Genomic DNA, 16,003 nt, shown 5'->3' with positions numbered 1-16,003 from the left:
TGGCGGTCAGCGGCAAGGCAAGCATTGTATGAGGGTATGCTGCCTAAAGGTATAGCTGGCCTTCGACAAACAGCCGGGCACGCCCCTCCAGACCCACGCGGCCTGTTCCGGGCGCAGCCCGCCCGGCCTTTACCACCAGATGACCGGGACGCGGGCCGGTCTGGCGGGCATTGAGGACATCCCTGCCCAGACGCTCCGCCCAGAACGGAGCGAGCGCGCAATGGGCCGAACCTGTTACCGGATCCTCGTCTACGCCGATCGCGGGCGCGAACAGGCGTGATACGAAGTCCGTGCCATCGCCGCCCGGCGCAGTGACCGTCCAAAGAGCGCCGCTGTCTTTCAGTACGCGCATATCCGGCTCAAGGGCGCTGACCGCCTCTGCGCGGTCATAGACCACCATATACCAGGGCCAGGGTTCGGCGCGTACCAGCTCGAAGACCTCAACAGGCTGCGCGCCACGCTCATCGGTCCGGAGCGGGTGGAGAAGCGGGCAATATCACCTGCCGTGCGGCCATTGCCGAGAAGCCAAGCGCCTGCGGCCAGCGTGGCATGTCCGCAGAAATCCACCTCAGCGCCGGGCGTGAACCAGCGAAGCTGCCAATGATCCTCACCATCGGCCAGCAGGTAGGCGGTCTCGGACAGATTGTTCGATCTGGCTATGCCGGCGAGCGTTTCGTCATCAAGCTCGCCCTCCAGCAGGACCACCGCCGCCGGATTGCCGGTGTGCGGCGCGTCACCATCACAAAAGGCGTGCAGCTCGGCAAAGGGCAGGCTGGTCATGGGCGCGATATGACCGCGCGCTGCGCATTTTCCGGCACGGGTGCTTCAGCGTAGCGGGTGAGGTAATCGAGCACGTCCTGGGGGTTGCGTTCGCGCGCGGTGCGCCATTCGGCAGACGTGCCGGTATTGATGATCTCGCCTTGTGCGGTGGTGATGATGACGGTCGGCACGCCCTCGAGCTCGTCCAGACCGAAGCGGGCGACGACATCCATATTGCGCTCATACCGGCCGACATCGACCGCCACGATCTCGTAGTGCGCATCGGCGTAGGCGCGCACCGGCGCCAGCTCCAGCATACCAGCGAAGATCCGGCAATCCGGACACCAGTTGCCACCAAATTTCACCAGCACGCGCGTGCCGCGCTCCGCTGCGCGCTCATAGGCCGCGTCCAGCTCGCCATGGGCATCGGCCTCGGCGCTGTAGGGCTCATCAATGGCTGTGACCTCGAGACTGGACACATCTATCTCCTCAGGCTCTGGCGAGCAGGCGGCCAGACCTGCCGCAACCATCAGCGAAACACAAGCGGCGGCAAAACGCATATCCATCCCTTTCACAACCATCAGGCTTTCAGAGCTAATGCCTCGCCGGCGCAATGGCCATACGCACGGCCCGTTAGACACGCTGAAGGGCATGCCGAGCTATGCTGCGGGCGGTATCAATCCGGCTCGACGGCTTCCGGCTCGCCGCCATTGAGCCAGTCACCCAGCCGCTGGCGCCCATCGCGTGCCGACAGGGCGATACGCCGCAAGACCTGCGCGCGGACAAGGCCGGTATCGACCGGGCCCAGCCCCGCCGAACCCTCGGCCAGCGCCGCCAGCAGCGTCTTTTTCAACGACTGGAATGCCTTTTCGGTCTGGGCGGCCGTGTCGGTGAAGGTCTCGCGGTCTGCCGCTATGGACAGGCTGGCGCGCACCTCAGCATCCATCCCGTCCCAGGCCGGTTTCAGGGCAGGTCCGGTCCGGGGAGCAGGCAGGGCCTGCAGCTGCGCACTGGCCTGCAGCAATTCCTCGGTATGCTGGATGACGCGGACAAGGTCGGCCAGCGCCTTGCCGCTTTCGGGCGGCAGGCTCACTTGCGTCAGCTGATCGATAAAATCCCGGATGGCGCCTGCCAGTTCGGACAGCGCTTCGCGCCGGTGATCGGGCGCGGTAGTGCGCCTACCGGATTCGCCCAGATACGCAGAGGCCAGATCCAGCGCGAGCGTATGGAGCCGCCAGCATTCCAGCGCCAGCGAGCGCACCGCCAGGGACGGCGTCTGCAACAGGTTGGAATCCAGATATTCCGGGCGCGACACGGCTTCATCAGGCGTGCTGAACAGACCCGCCAGCCAGCGCGTCAGGCGCGGGGCGAGCGGCAGGATCAGGAGAACGCCCAGCAGGTTGAAAATCGTGTGAAAGGCGGCCAGCCGGCCGGGCGTGTCATCGACCAGATGCGCGCCGTCCAGTACGCCTTCTGACGCCCACAACAAGAGCGGCAGCAAGGCCAGCGCGCCGATGGCCGTTACCGCGTTAAACGCCACGTGCGCCATCGCCACGCGGCGGGCGGCGGGCGTTGCCCCTATCGAGGCGAGAAGCGCGGTCGAGGTAGTGCCGATATTGGCCCCTATCACGGCCGCGGCGGCCAGCGATAGCGGCACAGCGCCGCCTGCGCTCGCCGACAGGGTGATGGCCATGGCGGCGCTGGAGGACTGGGTGAGCGTGGTCAGCAGCGCGCCGACCAGAATGAAGAGCGGGATGGCAAACATTCCCGCCCCTTCCAGATCAAGAGCGGCAATCTGCGGGGTGAGGCCGGAAAAGGCCTGCTGCAACAGCCCGACGCCCAGAAAGAAGAGACCAAAGCCCGCAACCGCCTGCGCCGCGCCGCCAAGCCTGGGGCGGGATTTCAGCGCCAGCCCCGCAATCATGCCCAGTCCGATCAGCGGCAGGGCGAGCGCGCCCCAGTCCAGCTTCAGGCCCACTTGCGAGACCAGCCAGCCCGTCATCGTGGTGCCGACATTGGCGCCGAACACCACCCAGATCGCCTGACCCAGCGTCAACAGGCCAGCGTTGACAAACCCGATCGTGGCGACCGTCACTGCGCTGGAGGACTGCACTGCTGCCGTGATGAACGCGCCTGCGACGAGGCCGCGCGCGCGGGTGCGTGTCCATGCGCCGAGAATGGATTTGAGCGCATCGCCAGCGGCGGTTTTCAGCCCGTCCGTCATCAGCGCCATGCCGAGCATGAACAGGCCAAGTCCACCCAGCAATGGGGCCAGTATCTCCATCACGCGCCGCTCACCCTTCCGCTTGATCCCGAAAGGCAAGGTTTAGCACTGTGCGGGAGGGAGGGGGAGGGGTGGGTTTGTCGTCTCCCCTTTAAGGGGCGACACCGAAAGCTCGAAGCACTTCCGGAGATAGCCCTCCCCTCTTCGTACTAATGTCGGACAAACGTTTAGAGATTATCCTAATGGATCGTCGTTCGTAGTCTCTGATCTTGTTTTCGAACGCAGGCCAGTTATCAAGAAAGCGATAAACACCAGAATATGACTTGCGCGCGGAGGATACAAATCTGAGCGCAGACAAAACCTCGCCGTGCGCTGGATTTTCAAGATTTAAGAACGACTTTTCAGAAAATCGGCCGTCTAATCTATCAAATTTCGAACTGGGAATTCGCATTCTATAGATGTTTTTTGCTTTGTATATATCTATTCCAAGAAATTCAACATGTTGACTTGGTTTGCATATCTCTGTTTTCCCTTCCCGTATATTTGGAAGCTCTAGATGTCTTTCCGAAAGCCAGCTCTTAGCAACTTCAAATGCCCGCACCGCCTCATCTTTGGAAACGCCAAAAAAGACCAGATCGTCCACATAACGCACAAACTTGATGCCGCGACTTTCTAGGAAGTTATCAAGTGCTACCAGTGAGATGTGAGCTAGTAATGGCGACAAAGGCATTCCTTGGCGAAGCCCGCGGCCACGCGTAATCCCGGACTCATTCATCTTATGCGGAGTTCCCGGACGCGGCACGGCCTCTACATCGATCACCTGATCGATAAGGGCGTACAATGAGCGCTGTCTGCATACGTTTCGGTACGCAGCCTTTACAGAATCCCGGCGCAACTCGTCAAAAAATGCTGATATATCAGACTTTACAACCCACGGGCTCTCTTGTCGTAGGGCTAAAGCAACCTTGGTCGCCGTGCGCTCTGCCTCGGCCCCCTCCCTTTTGAGGGCGCCAAAGCCGAACTCCGTTCTAATCTTGCTGTGGGCGCCCTGAAGAATGACTTCTGCGACTCTTCTCTGCACAAGCCGGTCCCGAATAGTTGGAACGCAAATCCAACGAACCTTGCCGTTCGACTTCAAAAACGCAAATGCCTTCAGAGACTTATGCACATAGGCGCCTGAAATGATCTGCTTTGATAGGTCTGCTATGTTTTCGGTAAGTTCGTCATCGAAATCGATCAGGCCGACGCCGTCAATTCCTGCGGAGCCTGCCTTACGAAACTTAGATCTGTTTCGCGAGTAGCAGTCTGCGAGAGCTTTTGTTGAGAAGTTTTTCTGGAGCGCGTTCATCTTGTACCGGAAGGGGTGAGGAGTTCAGCGGCCCCTTCCGTCAAGGCTCAAGCGCTCGCCCCGATCGACACGGTCACATGGTGCCCGGACCAACTAACGCGAAGCGCTCCTGCGAAGCTCGCCGCCAAGCGGACGGGCTTCTGGAAATCAACCACGGCGCGAAGCCAAGGGCAAGCCCTCAGAGCGACCGTAGCCAAATGTCCCGCCGCTGCTCGAGCCAGCCCCGCCCAATTTGGCAGAACAAAACAAGAACGTGTGTTGGCGCGACCCCGCCGTCCGGCCTCGTGGCGCCGTTCGTAAGAAAAACCCATAGCCCTTACTCCTCTTCTTCGCTTAGGGCATTAGTCCCCATTGCAGCATTGGCCCGCAGATCAACGCTCGCCCCGATCGACACGGTCACATGGTGCCCGGACCAACTAACGCGAAGCGCTCCTGCGAAGCTCGCCGCCAAGCGGACGGGCTTCTGGAACGAAACCACGGCGCGAACGCCGTACCAATGCACTTAGGAATGTGCAGGGGTTAGCGCAACCTGCTTCAACAAACTTTATCCGGTTTTTCAAACTCACCCGACAACAACAAGAAAAAAGGGGCGGGTTGCCCCGCCCCTTTCTCATTCCCGGATGGGCCGTAGCCCCTACTCCGCGAGTTCGGCCTGTGTTGGCAGGGTGCGCTTTTTGGAGACCCAGTTGTCAAAGTTCGACCACACGCCTTCATCGCCGTGCCAGTCGCCCTTGGTCGCGCCCTTGGAGTACTCGGTGGCGCGCGCCTCGAAGAAGTTGGCGTGCTCCACCCCGTTGAGTATCTCGGTGAGCCAGGGCAGCGGGTGCTCCTTCGCGCCATAGACGGGCGGGAGCTTGAGTTGCTGCAGGCGCCAGTCGGCGATATAGCGGATATAGGCCTTGATATCGTCCGGCGTCATGCCTTCCACCTCGCCGGCCTCGAAGGCCAGCTCGATGAACTTGTCTTCAAGGCTCACCACCGTCTTGCAGCAATCGATGATGTCGTCCTTGACGGACTGGGTATAGGCGCCCGTCTCCTCGGCGAAGGTATGGAACATTTTCATCATGCCCTCGCAGTGCAGCGATTCATCGCGCACCGACCAGGACACGATCTGGCCCATCCCCTTCATCTTGTTGAAGCGCGGGAAGTTCATCAGCATGGCAAAGCTGGCAAAGAGCTGCAGCCCTTCGGTGAAACCGCCAAACACCGCCATGGAGGTGAGGATGTCGCGGTCGGTCTCCACCCCGAACTTGCCGAGATAGTCGTGCTTGGCCGACATCTCCTGATACTCCATGAAGGCGGAGAATTCGGTGTCGGGCATGCCGATGGTTTCCAGCAGCAGCGCATAGGCCGCGATGTGGACCGTCTCCATGTTGGAGAAGGAGGCCAGCATCATGCGCACTTCAACCGGCTTGAAGAGCGGCATGTAGTTTTCCATGTAGTTCGCGCCCACCTCCACATCAGACTGCGTGAAGAAGCGGAAAATCTGCGTGAGCAGATTGCGCTCGCCATCGGTGAGCTTGGTCGCCCAGTCCTTGCAGTCCTCGCCCAGCGGCACCTCTTCAGGCAGCCAGTGAACCTGCTGCTGGCGCTTCCAGTACTCATAGGCCCACGGATAGCGGAAGGGCTTGTAGGCAAAGCTGGGCGTCAACAGGCCGGGGCGGTCGCTGGAAATGATGGGGCCGGTGCTCATGGCGAATGCAAATCCTTCTGTCTGGCGCGTTGAGACTATGGTTGGGCGCGCGGCCGATTCCGGCAAGGCGCGTATTTGCCGCGCCCCTTGCGTGAATCACATCGCGCCTCGCCCTCAACATCTAGATATTGTGGTTAAGCTAACCCTAACGTCCACCCCTAGTGTGCGCCAGACGTGAAAATGTGATGAGCATGACGGTGGAAAAGTGGGATTCTTGGTGGGTCGCAACCCACACACCTCGTCATTCCGGGCGAGCCGCAGGAGAGACCCGGAACCCAGTTTTTCCAGAAGCACTGGGTTCCAGATAAGCGCTGACGCGCTTTCTGGAATGACGAAATGAGGTGGACTGCCCGGCGCGCAGCGCCGCAAGCGCGAACGCGCGCCCGCGACTTTTCGCGGAACATCGCAGCCCGGATGGGCTGCGGAACTATAAAAATCCCCTACACCTTCGAGAAGATCACCGTGCCATTGGTGCCGCCAAAGCCGAACGAGTTCGACAGCGCGGTGGTGATCTCGGCCTTTGTCGTCTCACGCACGATGGGCAGGCCGTCAAATTCGGGGTCGAGATTGTCGATATTGATGGACGGGGCGATGAAGCCGTCGCGCATCATCAAAAGACAGTAGATCGCCTCCTGCACACCGGCTGCGCCCAGAGAGTGGCCCGTCATCGACTTGGTCGCCGAGAGCGCCGGGACATTTTTCCCAAACAGATCGCGCAGCGCGCCCATCTCCTTGATGTCGCCCACGGGCGTGGAGGTGGCGTGCGGGTTGATATAGTCGATTTTGCGCCCGCCCGCCTCGGCAATGGCGTTCTGCATGCAGCGCACCGCGCCTTCGCCGGAGGGCTGTACCATGTCATGGCCATCGGATGTCGCGCCATAGCCGACGATCTCGGCATAGATTTTCGCGCCGCGTGCTTTCGCCCGCTCATACTCTTCCAGCACCAGAATGCCCGCCCCGCCCGCGATGACGAAGCCGTCGCGGTCCTTGTCAAAGGCGCGGCTGGCGCGCTCCGGCGTGTCATTATAGGCCGAGCTCATCGCGCCCATGGCGTCAAACAGGTTGGAAAGCGACCAGTGCAGCTCCTCGCCGCCACCGGCGAACATCACATCCTGCTTGCCCCACTGGATCTGTTCAGCCGCCGCGCCAATGCAATGCAGCGAAGTCGTGCAGGCCGAGCTGATCGAATAATTGATCCCCTTGATCTGGAAGGGGGTGGCGAGCGTTGCCGAGCCGGTGGAGGCCATGGCCTTGGGCACCGCGAACGGGCCGATGCGGCGCGGACCCTTCTCGCGCGTCACATCGGCGGCGGTGACAATAGCCTCGGTCGAGGGGCCGCCCGTACCGACGATCAGGCCGGTGCGCGGATTGGACACATCGCCCGGCTCAAGGCCGGCATCGGCGATGGCCTGCTCCATCGACATATAGGCCCAGCCCGCACCCTCACCCATGAAGCGCATGGCGCGCTTGTCGACATGGTCGGCCGCCTTCACCGGCGGGCGGGCATGGACCTGGCACTTGAAGTTCAGCTCGGTGTATTCGGGCGCGGCAATCACGCCGGACTTGCCGGCTTTCAGCGCCGCTGCGACCTTTTCCTTGTCTTCCCCGATGGACGAAACAATGCCAATTCCGGTTACGACAACCCGTCTCATGCAGACGCTCCTGACTGGTTCATGTCCTCGGGCTTGAACAGGCCCACGCGCAGATCGGAAGCGGTGTAGATCACCTTCCCGTCCGCCTCGACATGGCCATCGGCAAGCCCGAGCACAAGCTTGCGCATGATGACGCGCTTGAGATCAATCACGTAACGCACATTCTTGACGTCCGGGGTCACCTGGCCGGTGAACTTCACCTCGCCCACGCCCAGCGCACGGCCCTTGCCCGGCGCGCCTGACCAGCCAAGGAAGAAGCCGACCAGCTGCCACATCGCATCAAGGCCAAGGCAGCCCGGCATCACCGGATCGCCCTCGAAATGGCAGGCGAAGAACCAGAGATCGGGATTGATATCCAGCTCTGCAACGACCTGGCCCTTGCCGAACTTGCCACCCTCACCGGAGATGTGGGTGATGCGGTCTGCCATCAGCATGGGCGGCAAGGGAAGCTGGGCGTTGCCGGGGCCGAAAAGCTGGCCTTTTCCGCACTCGATCAGACCGTCATAATTAAAGCTGGAAGGGTATTGGGACATGTGTGTCTCTGCCTGATGAGCCATCCTGAACGGCGCGCCTTGGCGCCAGAACGGCGAAGGGATTTTCAAGGCGGTTCACACCGAACCGGCGCTTGCTGATTGGCGGGCAATCTAGACCGGGCAAAGCGCCCGTGTCTCCCCCCGATGCAGCCGTGCCGTGCCTACAGGCCTGCCGCGCCCTGCACGGCGGCTTCCTGCGCCACGGACCGCGCGCCATGACAGGGCGGCCCGGCAGCAGACTCAGGGTCCGGCGCGGCCGCCTGCTCGTAAGCATAGGTGCCCCATAGATGAGCGGCTATGACCCAGCCGCGTATTCCATCGGATTCCAGGCGGCACCAGCCGGAGCGGCAACGCTCCAGCCACAGGATCGCGCCGGGTTCGGCGCGTGCTGTCTCCGGCGATTCGACATCGGGGCGCGTGTGCAGCCCGGTTTCCTCGATCACATGCACTGCGCGGCGGCCAGAGAGCGTGCGCCGGTGCATCCAGCTTTCCTCGCCTTGCGGATCGCGCACGCGCCGCCAGTCGGGAGTTTCGGCGACGATCTCTACGGGAAGGCCCTGACGGCGATACTCCCAGCGCACCGGATGGCTGGTCGACGGGCCGATACGCCCGCGCACTTCAGAAAATCTCAGCGTGACAAAGCGCGGCACAGGCTGGCCCGACGGTGTGTCGCAGGCCTGCGCCCAAGCGGGCGCAGCCGCCGACAGCGCGGCGGTCACAGCAACCAGAACAGGGGCGAGGGCGAAGCGGATCATCACAGCAGCCGAAACTGGCGCGCTGTGGTGAATTCGAGGTTAAGCTTGGAACCCGTTTGCGCCGAACCATGTATGCTACGGAAAATCCTAGGGAGACACCCATGTTGCGAACCCTCACCACCATAGCTGCAAGCCTTGCCCTGACTGCCGGGGCCTGCGCGCAGGAAAACAGTTTTGAGACCACCGATCTTGGAGACGGCATCTACATGATCGCCAATGACCGGGCGGGCAATGTGGGGCTTATCGATGCGGGCGATCACCTGATCATGATCGATACCCAGATGCCGCCTTTCCTGGATGATCTTGAAAGCGCGGTACGCGAAGCCAGCGGCGGACGCGCGCCGACGCTGGTCATCAACACCCATTTCCACGGCGATCACGTGCTGGGCAATGCGCATTTCGCCGCTCTGGGAGCCGGCATCCTCGCCCACCGCAATGTCGCCGAGCGCCTCGCCAACCCTGTACTGAATCAGCTGACCGGCAGCACGCCCGAAGCGCTGGATGAGGCCTTCCTGCCGGACATTTTCGTCAGCCAGGCCATGATGCTGATGCAGTTCGGCGTGACCGGCGAGGTCTTGCACTTTGCCAATGCGCACACCGATGGCGACATCATCGTCAACATCGCCAGTGCGAACATCATCCATATGGGCGATCTGCTGTTTTCGGGCCTCTACCCCTTCATCGATCTCGATGCCGGTGGCTCGGTAGAAGGCTATATCGCGGCGCTGGACGAGATTATCGGCTTTAGCGATGAGGAGACCCGCTTCATCGCCGGCCACGGCCCGCTCTCATCCCGTAATGACCTGATCGCCAGCCGTGACATGCTGATCGAGGGCCGCGCGCGCGTTGCCGCGCTGGTGGAGGAGGGCCATGATCTTGCGGCCATTCAGGAACAAAATCCGCTAAGCGACTTCCATGATGCGTGGAACTGGGGTTTCATCACCACAGAGCGCATGACATGGACCTTCTATCGTGACATCACCGGCCTCACGGAATAATCGCAAACTGCCGCCTTTAAGGGTGATGGTCTTGCCCATCGGGACAGGGGTGCTGCTGGCGCTCCTGTTCACCCTGCTCATGGAAAGCTGGGTGGCGGGCGCGGTTGTCGGCGCGCTCTTTGCCCTTGGCTTTACCGGCGTGCTGGTGATGACGGCCCAAGGGGCAAAAAAGAAGAAAAAGACGACGCGGCTGCGTTAGGCGTTCATGGCCTGCCAGCCGCGCAGGGCTCAGCCGACCTGAGCTGCCAGATCACCCACGCGCCGGGTCGATTCGTCAATCGACTCGCTTGACTGGACGATCCCCCGCACCGTTGCCGATACCTGCGCCACGCTTGCAGCGGCGGTCTGCATGTTACGGCTGATTTCCTCTGTTACCGCGCCTTGCTCCTCTACGGCCGCAGCAATGCTGGAAGAAATCTCGTCGACCTGGCTGATAACCTTGCTGATATCGTCAATCGCCCGGACGGCCTCTTCGGTCGATGTCTGCACAACGTTTATCTGCTCGGTAATGCTGCCAATGGCACGCGCGGTCTGACCGGCCAGTGATTTCACTTCCGACGCCACCACGGCAAAGCCCTTGCCGGCTTCCCCGGCACGGGCAGCTTCGATGGTGGCGTTGAGGGCCAGCAGATTGGTCTGCTCGGCCACGGCATTGATCAGCTCGACAACCTTCCCGATGGCATTTGCTGACTCAGACAGGCCGGACATCGTCGTGCGTGTCTCGCGCGCGCTGTCCACGGCCCGGCGAGACGTTTCGAGCGCTTGGCCGACGCGCCGTCCGATTTCGCCAAACGAGGCCGACAGTTCCTCAATGCCGGACGCGATGGCCTGAACATTCTCTGACGCCTGCCCGGAAGCCGTTTCCGACTCACGCGCCATGGTTACGGATTCTGCCGTGCCTCTGGCAATCTGGCTCAGCTCGCCAGCAATCCTCGCCGTCCTTGCATTAACCCGCTCGGTGATGTCGCTGGCGAGCTTGACCACTTTCACCGGACGCCCGGCAAGATCAAACACGGGATTATAGCTCGCCTGCAGGATGATCGGCCGGCCTCCATTCGCGAGCCGCCTGAACTCGCCCGCCTCAAAAACGCCCCCGGCCAGACGCTTCCAGAAGCCGTCATACTCGGGCGACGCCGCATAGGCAGGTTCACAGAACATCCGGTGATGCTGGCCGGTCAATTCCGCCAGCGAATACCCCATCGCGTCGCAGAAATTGGTGTTTGCCGTGAGAATATGGCCTGAGAGATCAAACTCGATCACGGCCAGGGACTTGTTGATCGCGGCGATCTGGCTTTCGTAGTCAAAGCGCGCCAGACGCTTATCCGTCACGTCCAGGGCGAGCTTCACGATCCGCTCCACCTCGCCCTTCTGGTCCAGTACCGGATTATAACTGGCTTCAATCCAGATCTTACTGCCGTCTTTCCTGACGCGCTCAAACTCGGCCGCCTGGTGCTTGCCAGCGCGCAGCGCCTGCCAGAACGCGGCGTAGTCCGCTGATGCGGCCTCGGCTGGTTCAACGAACATGCTGTGATGCCGCCCGGCAATCTCCTCCAGCCGGTAACCCAGGGCGCCAAGGAAATTATCATTGGCCTTGACGATCGTACCGTCGGGCTTGAACTCGATTACCGCATAGGAGGCCTGCAACGCCTTCAGCACACGCTCGTCGCCATTTGATCTCGCGAACATTCCTGCAATTCCTCAACCGGCGCCACTACGCAGCACCTGAACACAAGTCGTCGCGCATCCGGAGGTAAGAATTCGTGAATGAAGTTGCCCTTTAGCCCAGCACACGCCGCGAAAAAGCCCAACGCTGAAGCCCCAAACATGGCGGCTCATCTCAGGTCTAGTGCTCGGCCACCCCCTCAAAACACGCGCACAGGCCCTCGCGCGCGGCGCTGGCCGGCGCATCACTGCGCCAGATCAGGGCCGGGCGCACGACAAGGCCCGAGACCGGGCCGGGCAGAGGTACAAGCGCGTACTCGGTGAGGATGCGCGCCATCACCGGCTCCGGCGCGATCAGGATATGGTCCGACACCGCGCAGGCGCGCGCCAGCACGCCATAATCATCGCAGACAATGCCCGGCGCGCCTGCATTCCAGCCGAGCGGAAACTGGCGCAGGCGCTCTGGCGGCGTGGCGGTCGCGATGCGGAAATCCTCCAGCGGCGCGCCTGCCAGTGCCGGGTGGCCGGGCCGGACGGCAGCGGCAAGGCCCTGATCAGGCAGTGCGCGCGTGGCAAGGGCCGGATCAGCCTCGTCATCGCCCCGGTCGGCCACCACCATGTCCAGCTCGCCCCGGCGCAGGCGCTCGATCAACTCCCCGGCGGCGCCAGAGCGCACGGTCAGGCGCGCGGCGCTGCCAGAGGCGTAAAACCGTTTCACGGCATCGGGCAGCAGGCTGAACGCCACTGCCGGGCCAGCACCGAGCCGGATCAGGCCGTCCTCGCCCGAGCGCCAGCGCTTTGCCTCCGCCTCCATATCGCGCGCCTGCTGTACCAGCGCGCGGGCACGCGGCAGCAGGGCTTCGCCCAGCGCGGTCAGGGAGAGGCGGCGGCCCGCGCGCTCGAACAACGCGCCGCCGAGCGCGGCTTCCAGCTGGGCAAGGGACTTGGTGGCCGCAGGCTGGGAGACGTTCAGCACGCCAGCCGCCGCCGTGAGCGTGCCGTGATCGGCGCAAGCGATGAAGAGGCGGGCGGTGCGCAGGGTGAGCATGCGCACACCATGCCATCTGGTTATGTTTCGATCAATTATTTGTATTGGAAGTTATGATTTGGGTCGCAGATGGTGGGGTCAAGAGGAGCCCCATCCATGTTCGACGAAAAGCTTGTCATCCCGGCCATTTTCATCGGCTTTGCGTTGCTGGAAATTCTTGTCGGCCGGTTCAGCCCGAAAGGACGCGTCTCGACGCGCGATGCGGTGATCGAGGCGGTCTCGACGCTGACCATCATCCTTCTGACCGTGCCGGCCATCTTCGCGATTGCGCCGCTGCTGGTGGAATGGGTGCGGCCCGGCTCTGAAGGCGCGCTGGCCTTCCTGCCCTGGTGGGTGATGCTCGCCATATTGCTGATCGGCGATGACATGACGCAATACTGGTGGCACCGGGCGAGCCACACCTTCCCCTGGCTCTATAACTTGCACCGCGCGCACCATTCGGGCGGGTATATGAGCGTGCGCATCGCCTACCGGAACAATCTTTTCTACTATCTCTTCATGCCCGGTATCTGGGTGTCGGCTGTGTTGGTCTATCTGGGGTTCGGCCCGGTCTATATCGCCTATCTGATCGTGAAAATGAGTGTGATTTTCGGCGCCCATTCCTCCTGGCGCTGGGACGAGCCGCTCTACCGGATCAAGGCGCTCTCACCGCTGATGTGGGTGATCGAGCGCACCATCTCCACGCCCGCCACCCATGCCGCCCATCACGGCCTTCACAAGGAAGACGGCGTGACGCACTACAAGGGCAATTACGGCAATCTGCTCTTCTTCTGGGATGTGCTGTTCGGCACCGCCAAGATCACGCGGCGCTATCCCGAACACTACGGGATTGAAGGGCTGGAGCCGGTCAGCACCGCGCACGAGCTCGCCTGGCCGCTGGTGCGGAAGTAGGGCATAGCCGCAATCAACGGCGCCATTCCTCCATCAACAGCCGAAGGGCCTTTCTCCCTTCGACAGTCCGAAAGCCATCGTACTCCACGGGACTTTTGCAGTTTTCCTGAATTTCCATAATAGCCCGGCGCGCGTTCTCGAGATGCTCCTTTTTGTATTTCATGAGAGTGAACTCATATAATGCGCTATACTCGAAATCGCTGTTTTCGCCATCGAGGCATGCCTCGATCATGGAGGCGAGTTCGCGGTGTGTCAGGTCATCGAACCCCTTGCCGGGAATCTTGACGTAGGACTTGAAGCCCAACATCCGCAGCATTCTGCTGACAAGGCTCATCGCCCTACCGCCCCTTCCCCGGCTTGGGCTCTGATGGTTTGAACTCGGCCACCCGCACTTTCGTCTTGTGGTCGGCGGGGCCTTTTTTTCCGTCCGGCATCAGGCCCCGGTAATAGCCCTTCTGCCATTTTTCCTCTGCCGCTGCCTTGTCGCCGGTTTTCAGGCGGCCCGCGAAATCCTCGCGGCTTTCGCGCCAGGCATTGAGCTGTTCCAGCGTCTTGGGGTCTGAATGGATGGTGCGCAGCTCCGGCGTGATCCGGTCAAACAGATCACGGCGCACAGGGAAGAAATGGGCGACCGCCTCCCCCGCTTCGAAGCGCACCTCGCCGGGCCGCGTAAAGCGCCAGTTCATGGTGAAGGAATAGGGGCTCCAGTCGGTCTCGATCACACCGGATAGCGGCGCGATGCCGTCCTTGATGCCGTTAATGGGCCCTGTGACCCAGGTGTTCCAGCCCGGCGGTGTACGCAGGAGAAAGCTCATCTCGAAGGTGAGGATGCCAGAGCCGAAATTGGTCATGGCGCTGCCCGGCTGGTGCATGGTCAGCGGATCATCGAGGATCACCTCGACATCCTCCACCCGCACCCCGCCATTCCAGCGCGCGGTGAGGCCTGAGGGCGTGAACACCTCCCAGCCATGCTGATTAGCCACCGCCAGTGGCAGGCAGCGATAGGCAAAGCTTTCAGGCGTGTCATCCATCCACTGGCGGCGGCCGGAGGCGGCACGGATGGTGGGGGCCTGCGCGGCGAGGGGATGGCAGAGAAGTTTCATGGATCAGTCCGCATAATGGCTTGCAGCGCGAACCTAGCGCGCGCTGTCACGGCAGAGAACCCGCATCGGGCAGGCGGTCTCGCATTTTCGCCCTGATTGGCGTATATCGCGCGGCCATGAGCACGACCCTTGATCTTTCCGCCGCCAACCGGCCTGCCGTCACGCCATCCCTCGCCGGGATGACGCGCAACCAGATTCGCGATTGCCTCATCGCCACCGGGCTGGTCGAGGAGAAGAAGGCGAAGATGCGTTCAGGCCAGATCTGGCGCTGGGTCTATCAGTACGGCATCACTGATTTTGCCGCGATGACGGACATCTCCAAGGAGCTGCGCGAGCGTCTGCCTGAGCATTTCACCCTCGCCCGTCCCCGCCTGACCGAGCGGCAGGTGAGTGTCGACGGCACGCGCAAATACCTGATCGAGCTGTCGCCGGGCGTGGAATGCGAGACGGTGTTCATTCCAGGCGTTGGCCGGTCGGGCGCGCTGTGTGTGTCCAGCCAGGTGGGCTGCACGCTCAACTGCACCTTCTGCCATACCGGCACGCAGGCGCTGGTGCGCAATCTCACCGCCGCCGAGATCGTCCAGCAGGTGCTGATCGCCAAGGATGATCTGGCCGAGTGGCCGAGCCGGCTGGAAGACCGCCAGATCACAAATGTGGTGTTCATGGGCATGGGCGAACCGCTCTATAATCTCGACCATGTCGCTGATGCGATTGACGTGATTTCCGATGGCGAGGGCATCGGCATTGGCCGCCGCCGCATTACGGTCTCCACCTCTGGCGTGGTGCCGAAAATCGAGGAGCTGGGCGCGCGCACCAACACGATGCTGGCGATTTCCTTACACGCCACCAATGACGCGCTGCGCGACGAGCTGGTGCCGCTGAACAAGAAATACCCGATTGCCGAGCTGCTGGACGCGATCCGCGCCTATCCGGAACTTTCCAACTCCAAGCGGGTGACGTTTGAATATGTGATGCTCAAGGGCGTGAACGACTCGCCCGGAGAGGCCAAGGCGCTGGTGCGCCTGCTGCAGGGCATCCCTTCGAAGATCAACCTCATCCCGTTCAACCCGTGGCCGGGTTCGCCTTACGAGTGCTCTGACTGGGCGACGATCGAGCGCTTTGCCGACATCGTGAACAAGGCCGGCTATGCCAGCCCGATCCGCACGCCGCGCGGCCGCGACATCCTTGCCGCTTGTGGGCAGCTGCGCTCTGAAAGCGTGAAGCAGCGGGCCAGCGAAAAGCGCCGTCTGGAGAGAGAGGCTACCCAACCCTAGCGCGCTTACCCATATACTAAGGGATCGAATTGCGTAATCCTATCGCCTTCGAGAGGTTTGGAG

Annotated in this window: 17 protein-coding genes; 4 read left to right on the top strand and 13 right to left on the bottom strand. The window is 62.0% G+C overall.

Annotation, left to right across the window (positions count from 1 at the left end):
• Positions 1-43: 43 nt before the first annotated feature.
• From X907_RS14525 to X907_RS01675, 9 genes are all read right to left on the bottom strand, one after another.
• Positions 44-352, bottom strand: a complete 309-nt coding sequence (locus tag X907_RS14525) for a PhzF family phenazine biosynthesis protein (RefSeq protein WP_233352474.1) — start codon at positions 350-352, stop codon at positions 44-46.
• On the bottom strand, positions 340-780 hold the full coding sequence (locus X907_RS14520) for a PhzF family phenazine biosynthesis protein (protein WP_233352472.1): 441 nt from the start codon (positions 778-780) through the stop codon (positions 340-342). Before X907_RS14520 ends, X907_RS14525 begins: the two co-directional genes overlap by 13 nt.
• Positions 777-1,319, bottom strand: a complete 543-nt coding sequence (locus tag X907_RS01705; RefSeq protein WP_170175416.1) for a thioredoxin family protein — start codon at positions 1,317-1,319, stop codon at positions 777-779. The genes X907_RS14520 and X907_RS01705 overlap by 4 nt, the downstream gene beginning before the upstream one ends.
• Positions 1,320-1,435: 116 nt before the next feature.
• Positions 1,436-3,043, bottom strand: a complete 1,608-nt coding sequence (locus X907_RS01700) for a Na/Pi cotransporter family protein (protein ID WP_127565336.1) — start codon at positions 3,041-3,043, stop codon at positions 1,436-1,438.
• A gap of 91 nt (positions 3,044-3,134) precedes the next feature.
• Complete coding sequence (locus X907_RS01695) at positions 3,135-4,331, bottom strand: reverse transcriptase domain-containing protein (protein ID WP_127565335.1); 1,197 nt, start codon at positions 4,329-4,331, stop codon at positions 3,135-3,137.
• A 634-nt stretch (positions 4,332-4,965) separates the two neighbouring features.
• On the bottom strand, positions 4,966-6,024 hold the full coding sequence (locus X907_RS01690; protein ID WP_127565334.1) for a ribonucleotide-diphosphate reductase subunit beta: 1,059 nt from the start codon (positions 6,022-6,024) through the stop codon (positions 4,966-4,968).
• Between the two features lie 440 nt (positions 6,025-6,464).
• Positions 6,465-7,676, bottom strand: a complete 1,212-nt coding sequence (gene fabB / locus X907_RS01685) for a beta-ketoacyl-ACP synthase I (protein ID WP_127565333.1) — start codon at positions 7,674-7,676, stop codon at positions 6,465-6,467.
• A complete protein-coding gene (fabA, locus tag X907_RS01680) occupies positions 7,673-8,209 on the bottom strand; it encodes a 3-hydroxyacyl-[acyl-carrier-protein] dehydratase FabA (RefSeq protein ID WP_127565332.1) in 537 nt (178 codons plus the stop codon). The genes fabB and fabA overlap by 4 nt, the downstream gene beginning before the upstream one ends.
• A gap of 161 nt (positions 8,210-8,370) precedes the next feature.
• The gene (locus X907_RS01675) at positions 8,371-8,964 is read right to left on the bottom strand and encodes an SH3 domain-containing protein (protein ID WP_127565331.1); all 594 of its coding nucleotides are present in this window, start codon (positions 8,962-8,964) and stop codon (positions 8,371-8,373) included.
• A gap of 101 nt (positions 8,965-9,065) precedes the next feature.
• Between X907_RS01675 and X907_RS01670 the strand changes: the two genes are divergently transcribed.
• Entirely contained in the window at positions 9,066-9,962 is an 897-nt protein-coding gene (locus X907_RS01670; protein ID WP_127565330.1) for an MBL fold metallo-hydrolase, read from the top strand.
• Positions 9,963-9,993: 31 nt separating this feature from the next.
• Entirely contained in the window at positions 9,994-10,161 is a 168-nt protein-coding gene (locus X907_RS14390) for a hypothetical protein (protein WP_170175415.1), read from the top strand.
• A 29-nt stretch (positions 10,162-10,190) separates the two neighbouring features.
• On the opposite strand, the gene X907_RS01665 is transcribed toward X907_RS14390, so the two are convergent.
• Positions 10,191-11,648 (bottom strand): methyl-accepting chemotaxis protein, encoded by a 1,458-nt coding sequence (locus tag X907_RS01665; RefSeq protein ID WP_127565329.1) that lies wholly within the window; start codon positions 11,646-11,648, stop codon positions 10,191-10,193.
• A 157-nt stretch (positions 11,649-11,805) separates the two neighbouring features.
• Positions 11,806-12,672 (bottom strand): LysR family transcriptional regulator, encoded by an 867-nt coding sequence (locus X907_RS01660; protein ID WP_127565328.1) that lies wholly within the window; start codon positions 12,670-12,672, stop codon positions 11,806-11,808.
• Positions 12,673-12,768: 96 nt separating this feature from the next.
• On the opposite strand from X907_RS01660, the gene X907_RS01655 reads away from it, so the two are divergent.
• Positions 12,769-13,563 carry a sterol desaturase family protein gene (locus X907_RS01655; RefSeq protein WP_127565327.1) on the top strand — a complete coding sequence of 265 codons (795 nt, stop codon included), beginning with the start codon at positions 12,769-12,771 and terminating at the stop codon, positions 13,561-13,563.
• 13 nt (positions 13,564-13,576) lie between these two features.
• Here X907_RS01655 and X907_RS01650 read toward each other — a convergent pair whose 3' ends face one another.
• Entirely contained in the window at positions 13,577-13,897 is a 321-nt protein-coding gene (locus X907_RS01650; RefSeq protein WP_127565326.1) for a hypothetical protein, read from the bottom strand.
• A gap of 4 nt (positions 13,898-13,901) precedes the next feature.
• Positions 13,902-14,666 (bottom strand): DUF6065 family protein, encoded by a 765-nt coding sequence (locus X907_RS01645; RefSeq protein ID WP_127565325.1) that lies wholly within the window; start codon positions 14,664-14,666, stop codon positions 13,902-13,904.
• 116 nt (positions 14,667-14,782) lie between these two features.
• Between X907_RS01645 and rlmN the strand changes: the two genes are divergently transcribed.
• On the top strand, positions 14,783-15,940 hold the full coding sequence (gene rlmN, locus X907_RS01640; protein WP_127565324.1) for a dual-specificity RNA methyltransferase RlmN: 1,158 nt from the start codon (positions 14,783-14,785) through the stop codon (positions 15,938-15,940).
• Positions 15,941-16,003: the final 63 nt, after the last annotated feature.

The organism is Glycocaulis alkaliphilus (assembly GCF_004000605.1).
GTDB classification, from domain to species: domain Bacteria; phylum Pseudomonadota; class Alphaproteobacteria; order Caulobacterales; family Maricaulaceae; genus Glycocaulis; species Glycocaulis alkaliphilus.
This window is presented reverse-complemented; position numbering and strand designations above follow the sequence as displayed.